This window comes from Delftia tsuruhatensis NBRC 16741, from assembly GCF_001571325.1.
In the GTDB taxonomy this organism is placed as follows: Bacteria; Pseudomonadota; Gammaproteobacteria; order Burkholderiales; family Burkholderiaceae_C; genus Comamonas; species Comamonas tsuruhatensis.
In genome coordinates this window covers 1-18264 of the sequence record NZ_BCTO01000074.1, presented here as the reverse complement: position 1 = coordinate 18264, position 18264 = coordinate 1, and the positions used below count along the sequence as shown (strand labels likewise).

Here is an 18264-nt window from a genome sequence, read left to right as displayed (position 1 = left end):
GGCGCGGGGCCTTCACTCACTCCTGCAGCCAGCGCAGCAGCCCGCTGGCGCGCTGCGTGGGGCTGCCAACGGCCGAGGCCAGCAGGCCCGGCACCTCGGAGAACAGCGAGAAGGCCTGGCGGGCGCGCGTGATGCCGGTGTAGACCAGCTCGCGCCCCAGCACGCTGCCGCCGCGCGAGGGCAGCACCAGGGCGGTGTGCTCGAACTCCGAGCCCTGGCTTTTGTGCACCGTCATGGCGAAGGCGGTCTCCACATGGGCCATGCGGCTGACGCCGACCGAGCGCAATTCGTCGCCCTGCAGGAAGTAGACGCGCAGCAGCTGCCCTGGCTGCCCCTGGTGCGCTCCCGGCAGCGCAATGCCGATGTCGCCGTTGAACACGCCCAGCTGCGCGTCGTTGCGCGTGACCATGACGGGACGGCCCGCATACCATTCGCCGCCTCGGCGGATCACGCCCTGCGCATCCAGGGCCTGCTCCACCGCGCGGTTGAGGCCGGACACGCCCCAGTCCCCCTCGCGCACGGCGCACAGCAGCCGGAAGCGCTCGAAGGCCTGCAGCACAGCGACCACCCAGGCGCGGTGCGCTGCCTCGTCGGCGCCGGCCGCATCCGGCCGGCCCTGCAGCGCCTGGGCATAGAGGGCATAGCTGGCAAGACCGCCGCGCCCGTGCACGGCCAGTTCGGTCACGGCGTGCACGCCGCCGCCATGGCGTTCCCACAGCTCGGAACCTGCGCCGGCTTGCGTGCCGGCATCGAGCAGGGCCTGGGCCTTCACCGCCTCACCGGCATTCACGGCGTGTGCCAGCTGGCCGATGGGGCCGCCGAAGCGCCGGCTCTCGCGCAGCATGACGGTGTGCTGCGCCAGCGCTGGCGCACGATCGCCGTCGGGCGCCGCGAACTGCGGCGGCAGCCGCTGGCCCGCCACGCGCAGTGCGTAGTCCAGCGTGTCGGGCAGGTAGCGCCCGGCCTGGGCATCGCGGCACAGGTCGCCCAGCACGGCGCCCGCCTCCACCGAAGCCAGTTGGTCCTTGTCGCCCAGCAGCACCAGGCGGGCGCCGGCCGGCAGTGCCTCCAGCAGCGCCGCCATCATCTCCAGGTGGACCATGGAGGCCTCATCGACGATGAGCACGTCCACGTCCAGCTGCCGCCCTGCATGGAATCCCCAGTGCCGCGTATCGGGCCGCGCGCCCAGCATGGAGTGCAGGGTGCGCGCCGCACCCATGCGCTGCACCAGGCCCGCCAGGTCGATCTCGCCGCCCATGCTGCCCTGCAATTGCAGCAAGGCCCCGTCGATCGATTGCTTCAGCCGCGCAGCCGCCTTGCCCGTGGGGGCGGCCAGGGCCACGCGCAACTGGCCGGCATCGGGCGCCGTGGCAAACAGCAGGGCCAGCAGCCGTGCGGCGGTATAGGTCTTGCCGGTGCCGGGGCCGCCCGTGATCACCGACAGCCGGCCGCGCAGCGCCAGCGCGCAGGCCAGCTTCTGCCAGTCCACGGCGCCACCGTCCGCCGCAGGCGGGAACAGGCGGTCCAGCCAGTGGCGGGCCAGGGCTTCGTCCAGCGGCTGGCCGGCCACGGCCTGCGCCGCCGTGCGCTGGATGACGTGGGCGGCCACGGCGCGTTCGTAGTCCCAGTAGCGGCGCAGGTACAGCAGCGGCGCGGGGCCGTCTGCGCCGGCCAGCACCAGGGGCTGGCCGAGGTCCTCGCTGCCATCCTGTCCATCTACCTGCTCCCCGTGCACCACGCGCACCACGGGGCTGGCGCTCAGCGCCGCAACCCAGCCGGACAGGCGCGCAGGCAGCATCTGCCACAGGGCCTGCTGCGCGGGCAGCGCATCGGCCGGCCAGGCCAGCACGTCGTTGGGGTGGCCGGCCAGCGGCGCCAGGGGCAGGCAGCTGTGGCCGCGCCCCTCCATCTGCGCCAGCAGCGCGGCGGCCACCAGCAAGGCGGGCCCGGCCTGTGCATCCTGCCCGGCGACGAAGGAAGCCAGCGCCGCATCCAGCCGGCGCAGCAGGCCCGCGTCGGCCCAGCGGCGCAGCAGGGCCAGCACTTCATTGGTGTCTGGCGGCACGGCGCCCGGCGAGTCGTCGCCCGGCGGTTCGCCGCCCGGCCGTTCATCGAACAGGTCCAGCGTGGCCGTATCGATGGTGCGCGAACGGGGGCGCGGGCTCATGGCAGTTCCTCCGCGTTGGCGCGGCCGGGACCGAGCAGTTCATCGAGCGCATCAAGCAAGGGCAGCTCGGGCGCCATGGCATGCATGCCACCGGCCGGGCCATCGATGCCGCGCAGAAAGTAGTACAGCGCACCGCCCAGTTGGCGCTGCGGCTCGTAGGCCGTGCCCAGCCGGCTGCGCAGCAGCCGGTGCAGGGCCAGCAGGTAGAGCGCGGCCTGCACGTCGTAGCGGTGGTGGAGCATGGCGCGGGCCAAGGCCTCCTGGCCGTAGGCGGTGCCGTCCGGGCCCAGGTGGTTGCTCTTGTAGTCAAGCACCCAGTAGCGGCCCTCGTGGCAGAACACCAGGTCGGCAAAGCCCATGAGCATGCCGTGCAGCGAGCGCTGGGGCAGCGCGGGCCGCTCCTGCCCCGGCAGGATGAAGCGCCGGCACAGCTGGTCGATGCGCTCGGCCGGCAGCTGGCGCGCGGGCAGCCAGAACTCCATCTCGGACAGTTGCGGCCCCAGCGTGGCCAGCGTCACATCCAGCGGCGCCAGCGGCTGGTGGACCACGGCCGTGAGCCAGGCCAGCAGGTCGCGCGCCTGCTCGCCCCGGCCCGCGCGCTCGCAGCGGCGCACCAGGCGATCAGCGAGCGCACCCTGGCCGTCCACGGGCAGGGCAAAGTCTTCGCCGCCCAGCCATTCCAGCTGGTCGTGCACGAAGTTGCCGACCACGGGGCCGCGCAAAAAGCGGTGCCAGACCGCAGGCCCGCCGGCCGGTCCATCCTGCAGGGGCTGCAGGCCCGCCAGGCCGGCCAGGCCGGCAATGTCCGCCAGTTCCGGCGATGGCGGCGGCTCCAGCGCCTGCTCATCCTCGGCCGGTCGCTGCACGGCCACGGGCAGCACGGGCAGGCTGGGCGCGGCCATGGCACGCACCAGGGCAGAGAAGCTGCCGATGCCCCAGCGCGTGTCGAAGCGTGCCTCGTAGGGCCGGGCATCGTGCAGCGGCGTGGCAGCGTCCGGCGGCTGCCAGCGCGTGCGCTGCAGCGGCTCGGCGTCCAGATCGCGCCAGGCCATGTGCGGGTCTTCGCCGCACAGCTGCTGCAGGCCGTCGCGCCAGCCCTGGGCCGAGCGCGGCTCGGTGCCGCCCAGCAGGTAGCCGGCGGCGCCCTGCTCGTTCACGCAGGCCTTGCCGTTGCCGCGCCTGAGCGGGGCCAGGCCCAGCCACAGCGCATGGCGCGGGCGGGTGAGCGCCACGTAGAACAGGCGCAGGTCCTCGCGCAGCCGCTCGCGGTCGGCCTGGGCCAGGTCTTCGTCGCTGAAGTCCAGCAGCAGCCTGCGGGCCGGGGCGGCATCGTCTTCCACCCCATCCTGCGCGGACAGGGTCAGGAACGGCGTCCTGGCCCGCTCCATGGGGCGGAAGCTGCCTGCGAACGGCAGGCAGACCAGCGGGTACTCCAGGCCCTTGCTCTTGTGCACGGTGACGATCTTGACCAGGTCGGCATCGCTTTCTAGGCGCACCACCTGCTCTTCGCTGCCGCTGCCCGGCGCCTCGATCTGGGTGGCCAGCCAGCGGATGAGGGCCTGCTCGCCCTCCAGCTGGGCGCTGGCGGTCTGCAGCAGCTCGGCCAGGTGCAGGTAGTTGGTCAGGCGCCGCTCGCCGCCCAGGGCCGGGTCCTGCAGCCAGCGCGCGGGCAGGTCCAGCCGGTACAGGGTCTGGCGCAGCATGGCCAGCACGCCCAGGCGCAGCCAGATGCTGTGCAGTTCGCGCAGCTGCTCGCTACGCGCGTCAAAGGCTTCCTCGTCGGCGGCCAGCCAGGCCAGCTCGTCCAGCGACAGGCCGATGAGCCGCGTGGCCAGGCCCGCGCGCACGGCCTGGGCATCCAGCGGCGCGGCGACGGCGCGCAGCCAGTACAGCAGGTCATGGGCCTCGTCGCTGGCGAACACCGAATCCTGGTCCGACAGGTAGACCGAGGCCACGGCGCGTGCCTGCAGTTCGCGGCGCACGGTGGCCGCCTCTCGGCCCGTGCGCACCAGCACGGCGATGTCGGCAGGCCGCAGGCGCACAAGGCGGCCATCGGGCTGCACAAAGCCGGCCTGCGGGTCGGCCAGCCACTGCACGATCTGCTCGGCGCAATGGGCCGCAAAGCGCCGCCGTACCTCGTCGGCCGACAAAGGCAGGGGGATGCCGGTGTCCTCGTCACGGCCCGCGCTCCAGGCCACGGTGAGGGCGGGCATGGCGCCGTCGCGCGTGTGCAGTTGCTCGCTGCGCCCCTGGGCGGCCACGGGCTCGAACGGCAGCGGGTTGTGGCTGCCGCGCCGGAACATGAAGGCGCCCTCGCCCGGGCGCTGCTCGGCCTGCGCGAACCAATGGTTGACGGCGCCCACCAGCGCCTCGGTGGAGCGGTAGTTGGTGCCCAGCACGTAGTGGCGCCCCTCGGTGGCGCGGCGCGCCCGCAGGTAGCTGTGGATGTCGGCGCCGCGAAAGCCGTAGATGGACTGCTTGGGGTCGCCGATCAGCAGCAGGGCGCTGTGCGGGTCGTTGGCCGCCGTGCGGTAGATCTGGTCGAACAGGCGGTACTGCAGCGGCGAGGTGTCCTGGAATTCATCGATCAGCGCCACCGGGTACTGGGCCAGGATGCGCTCGCGCAGCACGGTGCCGTTGTCGCCGGCCAGGGCCGTGTCCAGGCGCTGCAGCATGTCGGCAAAGCCGAAGCTGCCGGCCTGGCGCTTGAGGTGGGCCAGCCGCTGCGCCACGCGCGCGGCCGCATGCAGGCGCACGGCCACGCTGACGGGCGGCAATTGCTCCAGCTGCGACAGCAGCGCCTGCAGCTCGGCCAGCTCCAGCGGCATGAGCACATCGCCGGCCGATCCCTTGAAGGCCTCGGCCAGGCCTTCGGGGCTGAGGCGGTGGCGCGCGGCCTCGGTCAGCGCCAGCGGACCGTCCAGCGGGGCGCGCGACCAGTCGGCCAGCGCGGCCAGCCAGCCGGTGTAGCGCGCGGGCTGCAGCTTGCGCTTGTCCCACAGTGCGCCCTGCCCGTCGAGCTGTCCATCCAGCCACCGCTGCAGGCGCTGGGCCTTGTCGTCCCAGCCGGCCGCCAGGGCCAGCAGGCGGCTGCGGCTCTGCTCCATGGCGCGCTGCAGGCAGTCGGCCAGGCTGCCCTCGCCCGCGCCAGGCACGGGGGGCTCGCGCAGCAGGGCACGCATGTCTTCGACCAGGGCATCGACGTGGGGCCAGACCTTCAGGACCTCGTCCAGCAGTTCGTCGGACAGCGGGTAGCACTGCTGGCGCCAGTAGTCCTGCGCGGCCTCGGTCTGTCGCTGGCTTTCGTCAGGCTCCAGCGTTTCGTCGAAGAGGTTGCCGCTGTCGAAGGCATGCTCGCGCAGCATGCGCTGGCACCAGGCGTCGATGGTGTGGATGGCCGCGTCGTCCATGCATTCGGCCGCCATGGCCAGGCGCCAGGCCGCGCGTTCACGGGCCGCGCCTTCAGGGTAGGCCTCGCGCAGCGCGTGCAGGAAGCCGTCGTGGGGCGCAGGTTCGGCCTCGCCGCGAAAGCACTGCACGGCCTCGATCAGGCGCCTGCGTATGCGGTCGGACAGCTCGCGCGTGGCCGCGCGCGTGAAGGTCATGACGAGGATGTCGGGCGGCATCAGCGGCCGCTCGAAGGCCGTGCTGCTGATGCCGTCCAGGCTGCCCTCGCCATGCCCCAGCACCAGGCGCAGGTAGAGCGCGGCGATGGTCCAGGTCTTGCCGGTGCCGGCGCTGGCCTCGATCAGGCGGCTGCCCCACAGCGGAAAACGCTGTGCGTCGAGCACATGGCTGGTCACGCCGCCGGTCACTTCGCTGGTGCTCATGGTGCATCCGCTTGGTAGGGCTGGACCTGCACCTGCGCGGCCACCCAGTCGAGCAGCGGCGCGTGGACGGCATGGGCCAGGGCCTCGAAACGGCCATCGGCGCTCAGCCGTTCGAAGTCCGGGTAGCAGCGTGCCCAGGACGGGTCCTCGCCCTCGCCGCCGACCAGATGCCCGCCCTCATAGGCCTGCTGGGCCGCAGCGGGAAGGCCTTCGGCCATGGCCAGGCCGCTGCGCAGCGGCAGGGGCAACGGGCCGTTCTGGCCTTCGCGCCACAGGGCCATCAATTCACGCAGCCGTGCCAGCGCGTCGGAAGGGTCCATGGGCAGGACCTGCACCAGGCCGTCGCGCGCCACCACGCGCAGCTCGGCCTGCGAGCCGCTGGCGGCCAGCGCCAGGCTGCGCAGGTAGACCGGCATGAGCTTGTCGGCATGGGGCCTGCCCTTGGCATTGAGCAGGTTGCGCGGGTCCAGCAGCAGCCAGCACTGTGCGTCGTCCGCATCGGGGGACTCTTCGGTTTCGCAGGACTGGCGCAGCCCGTCGATCCAGTCGTCGAACACCAGGCCATCGTCCTCGATCAGCAGCCGCCTGCGCGGCGCGGGATGGGCATACCGATCCAGTTGCTGGCGCCAGGCCCGCAGCGAAGGCGTGACCGAGGACTGCAGCGCCCGCGCGCCGCGCGCGCCCAGCCCCGCCAGCGGCAGCCGCCCCGAGCGCGTGAGGCGCGCCACGGCCGCACGCACGCTGTCTTCCATGGCCTGGGGCGCCTGCCCGGGCTCGGACAGGCCGGCCGCCACCTGCTGCTGCAACTGCTGCACCAGCAGGTATTCGGTCAGGCCGTCGAGCTGGAACAGTTCCTCGTCCACGACCGGGTTGTCCTCCTGCTCGAAGCGCACCTGCAGGCGCTGGCGCAGGTAGGCGCGCGCCGGGTGGCGCAGGAAATCGGTGAGCCGGGCCAGCGTCAGCGGCGCCGAGGCGTCCGGGACAAAGGGCGGGCGCGGCTGCGCGGGCAGCGCAGGCAACGCGTCCGTGCCGTCAGACTGCGCATGCGCGGCCCGCCATTCGCGCGCATACGTGGTCCAGGGCGAACCTTCTTCGAAATAGCGGCGGCTGAAGGGCTGCAGCGGGTGCTGCTGCGTGCGCTGCGCCAGCAGCGGCTGGCCGCCTTCGCCGCGCCAGCCGGCCTCCAGGTAGTCGCGCAGCTGGGAGACCAGGACCGAGGGCGGCTGCTCGCTGTTGTCGCGCACATGGTGGCCGGTCCAGCTGATGTAGAGCGCGCGGCGCGCGGACAGCAGGGCTTCGAGCATGAGCTGGCGGTCATCGTCGCGGCGCGCGCGGTCGCCGGGGCGCTGCTGGCCGGGCAGCGCCATCAGGTCGAAGTCGCTGCGCGTGGCGCGGCGCGGATAGTCGCCATCGTTCATGCCCAGCAGGCAGACCACCTCGAAGGGAATGGCGCGCATGGGCATCAGCGTGCAAAAGGTCACGCCACCGGCCCGAAAGCGCTGCGACAGCGAGGGCTGCTCCAGCGCCTGCATCCAGGCCTCCTGGGCCACGCCCAGTTCCACGGCCTGCGCATAGCCGGCCTGCTCGCAGGCGCGCTGCCAGTCCGTGAGGGCGGCGTCCAGTGCGGCCAGCATGGCCTCGTCCTCATCGTCCTGCGCCTTGAAGAAGTCCTGCAGCAGCGCGCGAAAGCGCTGCGCCCAGGCCTCGGGCATGGCGGGCTGCTCGGCCTCGCGCCACCACGCCAGCATGCGCTCCAGCAGCGCGGCCAGCACGCCGGCCAGCTCGGCCGACAGGCCGCCCACTTCGTCATAGGGCTCGATGCCGCCGAAGGCCTGGCCGTCCTGCGCCACGCCGCTGGCATAGCCCAGCAGCATGCGCTGCAGGCCGAACCAGGCGCTGTTGTGCTCGCCGCAGGCCTGCAGGCCCAGGGCGCCGCGCTGCGGCGCATTGAGTCCCCAGCGGATGCCGGCCCCGGCCATCCAGCGCGTGAGCTGGGGCAGGTCGTCGGCCGCCAGACCCATGCGCGCGGCAATCGCTGGGACGTCCAGCAGGTCGCACAGCTCGCTGAGCCGGCAGCGCTGCTGCGGCAGGCGCAGCAGCCATTGCAGGGCCACGGCCAGCGGGCTGCTGGCGCGTGCGCCCAGGTCGGCAATGTCAAAGGGAATGTGGCGCGGATCATGCCTGCCGTACTGGCCGAACACGGCGCGTATCGAGGGCGCGGCGGTCTCTATGGACGGCAGCATGACTACGACGTCACGCGGTGCCAGCGGTGCCTGCCCCGGCTGCCCGGGATCCGGTGGCCGGGCCAGCATCTGCAGCAGCTGGTCGTGCAGAACCTCCAGCTCGCGCACCACGCTGTGCGCGCTGTGGAACACGATGGAGCGGTCGGCCCGCGCCACCTCCAGCGGCGGGTGCTCGGCCAGCGGCACCAGGTCGCGTATGCGCTGCTGCACCTGGGCCAGCAGCGGCGCGGTGCGCAGGTCCTCGGCATCGGTTTCGTCGAACAGGTCCACGCGCGGCATCTGCAGCTGGGCTGCGGCACCCGTGGTGTCGAAGGCGTCGAGCTGGCGCACATAGTCGCGGCTTTGCCGGCCCCAGGCGGCCAGCAGCGGATGGGCGTGGGCATGCATGGCCTCCAGCGGCAGCTGCGCCAGGTCGCGGCCGCCGCGCAGCGGCTGGCGGCGCCGCGCCATGCGCAGCAGCTCGCGCCCGTCGATGGCGTCGGCCCAATGGAAGCGGCAGGGATTGGGCACGGCCAGCAGCACCTGGCTGTGGCGGGCAATGGCGGCCAGGAACTCCAGCAGGCTCAGCGGCAGCTGGCTGATGCCGAACACCACCACGCGGCGCGCCAGCGGCGCGGCCGGCGCTTCGCCCGACTGCAGCGCGGCCAGCACCCTGCCCTGCAGGCGCGCGCGCGTGGCGCCGTGCTGGTCCTCGTCCAGCTCGGCCAGCACGGCGCGCCACAGGCGCGGCTGCCACAGCTGGCCTTCGGGCACCGGGGCGTCCGCCACACCAGGGCGCAAGGGCATGGGCAGCACGTCATGCCCGGCCTCCCAGGCGTCCAGCCAGTCGGCGCGGTAGATCTGGTATTGGTCGAAAAGGTCGGCCAGGCGCTGGGCCAGCTGCAGCAGCCGCTCGGGCTCGCCGGGGCGCAGAAAGCCTGCAATGGGGGCGAAGGCCGGGTCATGCAGGCACTGCGGCAGCAGGCGCATGAGCCGCCAGGTCATGGGTGTCTTGTCCAGCGGCGATTCGCGCGGCACGGCCTGGCGGCCCAGCACCTGGCGGTAGCTGCGCCACACAAAGCGCGCGGGCAGTTCCACGCGCGCGGCGGCGCACACGCCCAGCTGCTCGGCCATGCGCATCTTGAACCACTCGGCCATGCCGTTGCTCTGCACCAGCACCACCTCCGGCTCCAGCACGTCCAGCGGGTGCGCAGCCAGCCATGCCAGCACCGTGTCGGCCAGCACCTCCGTCTGATTACCGTGCAGGGCGATCAAGCCCGGCTGCCAATGCGATGCCACCTCTGCGCTCCCGTGCTCCAAGCCATGCGAGCAGCGAGCTTAACGCGGTTGACACGGGCCGGGACCGCGCGGGTCCATTACCAATGCAGGTAGAACATGGCCTTGGCCAGCAGCACGATGGCCAGCACGTGGCAGAACACGCTCAGGTGCAGGCGGTGCGAGCGGCGCCCGCCCAGCACACCGCGCCGGCGCCACCACATGGCTGCCAGGAAATGTCCGAACACGCTGAGCGCCAGCCCGATCTTGAGCGCCAGCAGCAGGCCGAAGCTGCTGGCCAGCGGAGCGGCAAAGGCTGCAGCCAGTGCCGCGCGATGCTGCCAGGCCAGACCCAGCCCCGCGCCGTACAGCACCAGCAGCACCCAGGGCATGACGGCCACCGCTCGGTCGCCCAGCGCCTGCTCGGTGGCGCGCGCCACGATGGCGGGCAGGTGGCGGCGCGCCCCGGCCAGCAGCACCACTTCAAAGAACACCGTACCCGCGAAGGCGATGGCAGCCAGCAGGTGCAGGGTCAGCAGCAGGCCGTAGCTCATGCGCGCCTCCTGTGCGGCAGGGGCAGCGGCAGGGATGCGGGAGCCGGCAGCAGATCGGCCAGCGTGAAGCCGTCCAGATGGGCCAGGAAGCTGTCCAGCGCCCCGCCCAGCACGCCGGCCAGCCGGCAGTCCTGCGCAAGCGTGCAGGCAGGTGGGCTGGTGCCCGTGAAGCATTCGACGATGGCAAGGTCCGGCTCCATGCCGCGCACCACGTCGCCCAGGCCGATGTCGGCCGGCGCATGGGCCAGGCGCATGCCGCCGCCCTTGCCGCGCACGGTCACGATCCAGCCGCGCAGCGCCAGCTGGTGCGTGACCTTCATGAGATGGGCTTCGGAGATGGCATGGGCCTGGGCGATATCTGCAATCGTGCACAGCCGCCCGGGGTGGCGCGCCACATGCATGAGCAGGCGCAGCGCGTAGTCGGTCATCAGGGTCAGGCGCATGGCAGGCCTGCGATCATGCCTGCCGGTCGGCACGCGGGCGCACCAGCAGCGGGGCGAAACGCCACAGGTACAGCGCAAAGGCCAATACCCAGGCAGCGGCCGAGGCATGCAGCGCCGCCAGCGACAGCGCCGTGGGCAGCAGGGCCGCCAGGCGCAGCACGGCAGCGGCAATGACCAGGGCATAGGCGGCGACCATGCTGCGGTCGGTGCGCAGCGGCAGGCCCAAGTGGCCCATCGACGTCCGTGTGCACATGCCGATGATGAGCAGGGCAAAGCCGCCCGCACCGATCACATGCACGGGCCAGGCGGGGCGCAGCACCCATCCGGCCGCATGCGCGCCGGCCACCAGCAGGCCCGCACCCAGCGCCGCGTGGCCCAGGTAGAGAATCCACAGCAGCGGCACGCGGCGCACGGCCTGGGGCTTCCAGGCCAGCACCTGCCACAGGGCGATCAGGCCCGCCACGGCCAGGCCGGCGGCCAGGCCCGGCCACCAGCCCGCCAGCAGGCAGGCGATGGCCACCACGCCCGCACCCAGTTGCCACTGGCCGCTGGCCGTGTGCATGGGGATCTGCAGGCCGGACACGGCGCGCATGGCGAAGAAGGGGATCACGCGCCGCGCGATCAGCAGCGCAATCACGGCCATGCACAGCAGGCCTGCGTTGAAGCGCTGCATCAGCGCGCCGTAGTCGCCCTGCCAGATGGACCACAGGTACAGCGCATCGGCCGCGCCCAGGCCGGCCAGCAGCAGGGGCAGCCCGTAGTTGCGCCGGCTGCGCGCCACCTGAATGGCACGGCCCAGCGCCAGCGCGGCCCAGCAGAAGAAGGCCGTCTCGCACAGCGCGGCGACCGCAAAGGCCTGCGGCCCCGGCAGCAAGAAGCCTGCGCGGGCCACCAGCCACAGCAGGCACAGCGCGCCCAATGCCCGGCCCTGCAGGGGATTGCGCCCTGTCCAGTTGCTGCCTGCCGTGAACAGAAAGCCCACGGCGATGGTGGCCACGAAGGCCCACAGCATCTCGTGCGCGTGCCAGAACACGCCGGGCATGCGCCCCGCGATCCACTGCGGAGCATGGACCCACAGCGCCACCGACAGCGCGGCCCAGAGGCAGCCAAGCAGGTACAGCGGCCGAAATCCCAATTCGAGGAATGCCGTCCATTGCGGCGCCGGCTCCCGGGTTCTCAGGGGTTCCTCCAGCTCCATCCATTGCGCCATGATGTGCACTCCTTCCGGCCCGCTGCGCCTGCATAAGATGCATCCAGCGTACATCTTCAAGTGCACCGGCGAGGCGGCGGCGCAACCACCTTCTGACCCATATCAAGCAGGAGCCAAGCATGGCACTCGAACACGCAAAGCCACTGGAGGTCATCGCCCTGCACGCCCGCGACGGCATGCCCATCAGCACCAGCCTGATCCGAACGCCGAAGCTGCAGCTGCTGCGCCTGGTGCTGCCGCCCGGCCATGCCCTGCCCAGCCATCAGGTCCCCGGCGAGGCCACCATCCACTGCCTGGCGGGCGAGGCCGGCATTGCCACGCGCCTGGCCAGCCTGCGGCTGGTGGCCGGCTCGGTGGTGCTGGTGCCTGCCGGCGAGCTGCACGATGTGCACGCGCGCGGCGACCAGGGCTGCGTGCTGCTGGTGACGATTGCGGGCGCGAACGACTGAACGCGGCCGCAGCACAGGCAGGATCACGCATTGCCTGAGGCACAAAGAAAAACGGACTGCTTCTTGCGAAGCAGTCCGTAATCTTTTTCACTGTATCTGGTGGCCTGGGACGGAATCGAACCGCCGACACAAGGATTTTCAATCCTCTGCTCTACCGACTGAGCTACCGGGCCGAGAACTAGATTATATGCAGGATTTTTTGACCCAAAAACGAAAAAGCCAAAATTCCTTCAAAAAGTCTATCCGCGCTTGTTGCGGCCCAGGTCCACGCCCAGCTGGCGCAGCTTGCGGTACAGGTGGGTGCGCTCCAGGCCGGTCTTCTCGGCCACGCGGGTCATGGAGCCGCCTTCGCGCGCCAGGTGGAACTCGAAGTAGGCCTTCTCGAAACCGTCGCGCGCCTCGCGCAGGGGGCGGTCCAGATCGAAACCCTGGTGTGCATGCGGCACGTTGTTGTCCACCGGCACACGGCTGGCCGCAGGCGTGACGACGGCTGCGATGTCGGCGGGCTCGGCCACTGCGGCAGGCGCTGCAGCCGGCGCCTGGCTGGCGGCATTGCGCGCCAGGCCCTGCTCCACCGCCTTGAGCAGCTTCTGCATGGTGATGGGCTTTTCCAGGAAGGACAGCGCACCGATGCGCGTGGCCTCCACCGCCGTCTCGATGGTGGCGTGGCCGCTCATCATGATGACCGGCATGGTCAGCTGGCCCGCCGAGGCCCATTCCTTGAGCAGCGATACGCCATCGGTGTCGGGCATCCAGATGTCGAGCAGCACGAGGTCGTAGGTGTTGGAGGCGCGCGCCGTGCGCGCCTGGCCGGCGTTCTCGGCCACGTCCACACTATGACCTTCGTCGTTGAGGATTTCCGACAACAAATCCCGGATCCCCAGTTCGTCGTCGACCACCAGTATGTTTGCCATGTGTCTTAAGCCTATGTGCTGAGGCGCGGGGGGGCGTCAGGCCTATCCTGTACGCTCAGGCGCAAATGATAGCGACACTTGCGCACCTTGAATCACCCCGCCGTCGTCCCTGTTGCCCAGGTCGATGCGGGCGCCATGCTCGTCTGCGATTTTCTTGACCACGGCCAGGCCCAGTCCGGTGCCCCGCGCCTTGGTCGTGACATAGGGCTCGAAGGCCCGTTGAAGGATGTTGGCCGCGAAGCCCGTGCCGCTGTCGCTGATGCTCAGGCGCACGCGGCGCGTGGACTCATTCCAGCGCGTCTCTATGGTCACGGGGCCGGGGGGCTGGCCGCTTTCCTGCGCACGCTGGGCCGTGGCGTCCTGGGCATTCTGCAAAAGATTGTGAATGACCTGGCGCAGCTGCTGGCCATCGCCGGAAATCGGCGGGCATTGCGGGTCCAGCACACACTCCACGCGCACTTCGGCGTTCTCTTCACCGTACAGCTGCAGCACGTCGGTCACCAGCGCGTTGAGGTCCAGCGACTGCAGATTGGCGGCAGGCAGGCGCGCGTAGTCGCGGAATTCATCGACCAGGCGCTTCATGGCGCCGACCTGATCGACGATGGTCTTGACGGACTTGGCCAGCAGCGCCTGGTCAGCCGGCTGCAGCTTGTCGGTCAGCCGCATGGCCATGCGCTCGGCCGACAGCTGGATGGGCGTGAGCGGGTTCTTGATCTCATGGGCCACGCGGCGCGCGACCTCGCCCCAGGCCTGGGCGCGCTGGGCCGAGACGATCTCTGAGATGTCGTCGAAGACCAGCAGCCGCTGCGCATCGGGCAGTTCCGCACCGCGCATGACCAGGGTGGTGGTGTGCTGGATGACGCCGCCATCGGTGGAGGCATGCAGCTCATGCACCAGTTGCCAGCGATCGCGCCCCTGCTCGCCCAGGAAGAGCGCGAACTGCTCCTGCACGACTTCGCCGAACTGCTCCAGCCCCGGCACCTGGGACAGCGCCCGTCCTTCATGGACGGCCATGGGCGCGCGCAGTATGCGCGTGGCCCCGGGATTGCTCAGGACGATGGCGCCCCGCGCGTCCAGCACGATGACGCCCGATGTGAGGTTGTCGAGGATGGTCTGCAGGTTGCCGCGTGCGGCATCGAGCTGGCCCATGCTGCGGTTGGCCTCGGCGCGCGCATCGGCCAGTTGCTGGGTCATGAGCGCGAAGGAGCGCGTGAGCCCGCCGATCTCGTCGCGCGTCTGCAGCGCCGGCTTGGGCCGCAGGTCGCCGCGCGCCACGTCGCGCATGCCCTGGGCCAGCAGCAGCAGCGGCCTGGCCAGCTGGTTGCCCAGCACGATGGCCAGAACCACGGCGCCGAAGACCGCCAGGAACAGGCTGAGCGTGAGCGTGCCTATGTACATGCGCTGCAGGCCGCCGCGTGCCAGCGCGCGTTCCTGGTATTCGCGGTTGGCGGCCTGCACGGCAAGGGCGTTGGTCACCAGCGCCTGCGGCAGCGCAATGGTGGCCTGCAAATAACGCGGCTCGGTCAGCAGGCCCACGCTGGGGTTGGGAACCACGGCCAGCGTGCGGACCTGGGCATTCGGCGCTGTGGCACCCGGCTGGGCCGTGCCGTCGTCGTCCAGTCCTTCGATGCTGGCCACGGCGCGCTGCTCGCGCAGCGAGCGCAGCATTTGCGCGCTGGGGCGTTCGGGCTGCAGGTTGAAGCGCGATTGACCTGCGCTGGCAACCGCGCGCAAGCCAGCCAGCTCGCCACTGCGCGGCACCGGCGCCGGACCCACGACGGCGATTTCGGAGGCGCTCCACAGCACGACATCGGTGGCCCCCAACTGGTCGCGCACGCGCTCCAGGATCAGCGCGGCGCCCGCATCGGAGACCTGGGACAGCTGGGCGCCTGCGGTGCGCGTGTTGTTGGCCATGTCGTTGGCCACGGTCTCCAGCGTGGAGCTGGCCAGGCTCACGCCTGCCGACAGCGCACCCTCGACCTGCACGTCGAACCAGCTCTCGATGGAGCGCGAGACGAACTGGTAGGAAACGATGTAGATCAGCAGGCCCGGCACCAGTCCCACCAGCGTGAAGATGCCGGCCAGCTTGAGCAGCAGGCGGCTGCCGAAGCGCCCCCGCTGCAGGCGTATGGCCAGGCGGATGCCGCCCCAGACCAGGATGGCCAGCAGCAGGCCGGCCACGACCACGTTGGCGGCGAACAGCCAGTTGTAGTTGCGCTCGTAGTCCAGCCGGTTGTTGGTTGCCAGTGTCAGCAGGAACAGCAGCAGCACGCCGACCAGCCCCATGAGGCCGGCGCCCACGCCCACGGCCCAGCGCGTGCCGCGCGACAGGCCGGCCGAGGCCGGCAGGGCCATGCGTTCGTCGGCGTCGGTGTCCCGGTTCATGGCGCGTCTTCCAGCATCTGGGCGCGCGACAGCTGCAGGTTCCAGCCCGAGCGGCCCAGCGCACCGATCTGCAACGGCCTTGGCAGCTGGGACAGGTCGATGCGAAAGCGCAGCTGCACCGAGACACCCGACTGCGTGGGTGCCGTGTCCATGATTTTCCAGCGCGAGATGCGCCGCATGGAGGACAGCGCATCTTCCAGGGTCTCGAAGGTCTGGCCCAGGGCCAGCCCCAGCCCGGCGCTGGAGAAGGGGGTATTGGAGATGTGCAGGCGCCAGCGGCGTGTCAGCGGCTGGTGGCTGAGGCGGTAGTGGCGGCTGGCGGTGGCCAGTTGCTGATCGGACCAGTACCAGCGCTCACGCTGGACCTGGGCCTCGGCCACGAAGTACATGGGAATGCCCTGACGCAGCGCGTCGTCGATCTGGTAGGGCAACTCGAACTGGAGATTGGCGGACAGCAGCAGACCATCGTCGGAGCGCTCGAGCTGCATGGATCCGATCTCGGCGGTCAGCGCATCGGCCCTGGCCTGCAGGCCCAGGCCGGCCAGCACGGCGGCCAGCACAAGTGCCCCGGCCAGCCGCGCCAGCAGGCGCAGCCAGGCTGGCGACCTGGTCCGGGGACGGGGGTCAGCGCGTCTTTTGCAGCAAGGCGTAGAAGAAGCCGTCGTGGTCACCCAAAGCATTGTCAGCCAGCATGCCGGCTTTGTAGTCCTTGCCCGGGATTAAATGCCCCGGCGCCGGCAGTGTTCGCGCCTCACTGTTGCGTGCAACAAACGCTTGAACCTGTGCCTCGCCCTCTTGCCTGAAGACCGAGCAGGTGCAGTACAGCAGGCGCCCGCCAGGCTGCAGCAGGGGCCACAGGGTGTCGAGCAGCCGGGACTGGATCTGGGCCAGCTGGTGCACATCGCTTTCGCGGCGCAGCCAGCGCACGTCGGGCTGGCGCCGCACGATGCCCGAGGCCGTGCAGGGCGCGTCCAGCAAGATGGCGTCGAACAGCTGGCCGCCGCATTGCGCCTCGAACCACTGCGCAGGCTGGGACGCATCGGCCACGACCACTTGCGCCTGCAACTGCAGCCTTCCCAGCGTGTCCTCGATGCGCGCGGCGCGCTCGGCGTCTATCTCCAGCGCCGTGACCTGCAGGGTCTGCGGCGCTGCGTATTCCAGCAGGTGGGCCGTCTTGCCACCGGGGGCGGCGCAGGCATCAAGTATCCGCAACGCTCGGCCGGCGGGCTGCTCCAGCCCTTGCAGCAGCAGCGGTGCGGCCAGTTGCGCCGCCGCATCCTGCACGGAGGCCAGGCCCTGGTCGAAGCCCGGCAGGGATTGCACGGGCAAGGCCTGCTGCAGTTGCAGGCCGCTGTCGGCCACGGCAAGCGATGGCACGTCCATGGCCTGCAGCGCCGCCTGGTACTGCGCGCGGTCTGCCCTTTGGCGATTGACGCGCAGCGTCATCGGCGGCTGCTCGTTGTTGGCCTGCAGGATGGCCTGCCAGTGATCGGGATGGTCCTTGCGCAGGCGGGCAATCCACCAGGCGGGATGGTTCCAGACCGCCTGCGGCTGGGCTTCGGTGGCGGCGACCAGGGCATCGCGCTCGCGCAGAAAGCGGCGCAGGCAGGCGTTGACAAAGCCGGACTGCGCGCGGGTCGGCCCCTGCTTGGCCGCTTCCACGGCCTGGTTGACCAGGGTGAACGGCGGGTATGGCGCGCGAGATTCATCCCAGGCCAAGGCCAGGGCGGTGTTCAGCAACGCGCTGACGCGCGGCGGCGGGTTGCGCGAGGCCAGCTGCTTTTGCAGCGCCTGGGCACGGCCCAGCTGGCGCAGCACCTGGAACAGCAGGGCCTGCACGCCGGGACGCAGCGGCTGCGGCACACGCGCCAGCACGCTGCGGCTGGACTGGCCTTCGAGCACGGCCTGCAGGCATTGGGCGACGGCGTCGAGCTGCTGCCAAAGAGGAGGTGCGGCCGGTGCGGCATGCGCCTGCGAGGGCGCCGCAGCGCGGCGCGGGGAAGAATGCGTGCGTTGGTTCATGTTCCACTTTCCTGCACCTTGCTGGGCGCAGGTTCGACCAGCAGGCTGCGCACCGGGCGAAAGCCCAGCAGCCAGGCCAGCAGCCTGGCCGGATATTGCGCGATGGCGGCGTTGTAGCGCTCGGCCGCGGCGTTGAATTGCTGCAGTCCCAGGCGGTTGCGCACTTGGTGCTCGGTCCAGCGCTGCTGCCAGGGCTGCATCGGATCGGGGTCCGGCGACGGGGTATCTGATGGCGCAGTGCCAGTGCCAGTGCCAGCGGCGCCGGCGCCGGTGTCAACGGCGACCTTGGTCATGGCCTGCCAGGCCACCTCCAGCGCCGAGCAGGCATGCTCCAGCGAGGCCAGCGCGCTCTCGCGCAGCGGCCGGCCACGGGCATCGACCAGCGCCGCCTGCAACTGCGCGGCGGTCTGGTGCAGCGCGGCCTGGGCATGCACAAGGGCGGGGCTTTGGCCTTCGCCCTTGGGCTGTGCCTCGAAGGCCTGCAGCATGGCATGCCACTGGCCCAGGTATGCATCGAGCGTACCGAACTGCTGCACGCAGCCGCTGCGCAGCCGGGCCAGCCGGTTGTATGCGCCGACGGCCCAGAACACCAGCAGTGCCAGCAGCATCCATTCAAGAGACAAGGACCACATCGTCTGCAATGGCCCGGCCGGAAGCTGGTCCGGCCGAACTCTGGTTATTCCCAAAGAAAAACGCTCCCGCCTGCGCAGGGCAGGCCGGGAGCGTCACATCATCAAGCACTTGCGCCATGCACTGCTCTAGGAGACAGCATGTCCCAACAAGAGGGACGCCG

Annotated in this window: 12 protein-coding genes and 1 tRNA gene; 1 reads left to right on the top strand and 12 read right to left on the bottom strand. The window is 70.9% G+C overall.

Annotated elements, in window-relative coordinates; translation table 11 throughout:
• Positions 1–16: 16 nt before the first annotated feature.
• The 6 genes from recD to DTS01S_RS26850 form a co-directional block, all read right to left on the bottom strand.
• Entirely contained in the window at positions 17–2167 is a 2151-nt protein-coding gene (recD, locus tag DTS01S_RS26875; RefSeq protein WP_082774947.1) for an exodeoxyribonuclease V subunit alpha, read from the bottom strand.
• Positions 2164–5997: an exodeoxyribonuclease V subunit beta gene (recB, locus tag DTS01S_RS26870; RefSeq protein WP_061289750.1), complete on the bottom strand. Its 3834-nt coding sequence runs from the start codon at positions 5995–5997 to the stop codon at positions 2164–2166. The genes recD and recB overlap by 4 nt, the downstream gene beginning before the upstream one ends.
• On the bottom strand, positions 5994–9518 hold the full coding sequence (gene recC / locus DTS01S_RS26865; RefSeq protein ID WP_061289747.1) for an exodeoxyribonuclease V subunit gamma: 3525 nt from the start codon (positions 9516–9518) through the stop codon (positions 5994–5996). Before recC ends, recB begins: the two co-directional genes overlap by 4 nt.
• 77 nt (positions 9519–9595) lie before the next feature.
• Entirely contained in the window at positions 9596–10048 is a 453-nt protein-coding gene (locus DTS01S_RS26860; RefSeq protein WP_016450400.1) for a CopD family copper resistance protein, read from the bottom strand.
• A complete protein-coding gene (locus DTS01S_RS26855; RefSeq protein ID WP_016450399.1) occupies positions 10045–10491 on the bottom strand; it encodes an RrF2 family transcriptional regulator in 447 nt (148 codons plus the stop codon). The genes DTS01S_RS26860 and DTS01S_RS26855 overlap by 4 nt, the downstream gene beginning before the upstream one ends.
• A gap of 13 nt (positions 10492–10504) precedes the next feature.
• Positions 10505–11701, bottom strand: coding sequence for an NnrS family protein (locus DTS01S_RS26850; RefSeq protein WP_026062610.1), 1197 nt, complete (start codon positions 11699–11701; stop codon positions 10505–10507).
• Between the two features lie 119 nt (positions 11702–11820).
• On the opposite strand from DTS01S_RS26850, the gene DTS01S_RS26845 reads away from it, so the two are divergent.
• Positions 11821–12150 carry a cupin domain-containing protein gene (locus DTS01S_RS26845; RefSeq protein ID WP_012202449.1) on the top strand — a complete coding sequence of 110 codons (330 nt, stop codon included), beginning with the start codon at positions 11821–11823 and terminating at the stop codon, positions 12148–12150.
• A gap of 97 nt (positions 12151–12247) precedes the next feature.
• Here the strand turns inward: DTS01S_RS26845 and DTS01S_RS26840 are convergent.
• The 6 genes from DTS01S_RS26840 to DTS01S_RS26815 form a co-directional block, all read right to left on the bottom strand.
• Positions 12248–12323 (bottom strand) — tRNA-Phe (locus DTS01S_RS26840).
• Between the two features lie 66 nt (positions 12324–12389).
• Positions 12390–13064: a response regulator gene (locus DTS01S_RS26835; RefSeq protein ID WP_016450397.1), complete on the bottom strand. Its 675-nt coding sequence runs from the start codon at positions 13062–13064 to the stop codon at positions 12390–12392.
• Positions 13065–13106: 42 nt separating this feature from the next.
• Positions 13107–15449 carry a sensor histidine kinase gene (locus DTS01S_RS26830; RefSeq protein ID WP_016450396.1) on the bottom strand — a complete coding sequence of 781 codons (2343 nt, stop codon included), beginning with the start codon at positions 15447–15449 and terminating at the stop codon, positions 13107–13109.
• Positions 15446–16129, bottom strand: a complete 684-nt coding sequence (locus tag DTS01S_RS26825) for a DUF4390 domain-containing protein (RefSeq protein WP_016450395.1) — start codon at positions 16127–16129, stop codon at positions 15446–15448. Before DTS01S_RS26825 ends, DTS01S_RS26830 begins: the two co-directional genes overlap by 4 nt.
• Complete coding sequence (gene rsmB / locus DTS01S_RS26820; RefSeq protein WP_017406280.1) at positions 16074–17471, bottom strand: 16S rRNA (cytosine(967)-C(5))-methyltransferase RsmB; 1398 nt, start codon at positions 17469–17471, stop codon at positions 16074–16076. The genes DTS01S_RS26825 and rsmB overlap by 56 nt, the downstream gene beginning before the upstream one ends.
• Positions 17468–18103 (bottom strand): LemA family protein, encoded by a 636-nt coding sequence (locus DTS01S_RS26815; protein WP_026062609.1) that lies wholly within the window; start codon positions 18101–18103, stop codon positions 17468–17470. Before DTS01S_RS26815 ends, rsmB begins: the two co-directional genes overlap by 4 nt.
• Between the last annotated feature and the right edge of the window lie 161 nt (positions 18104–18264).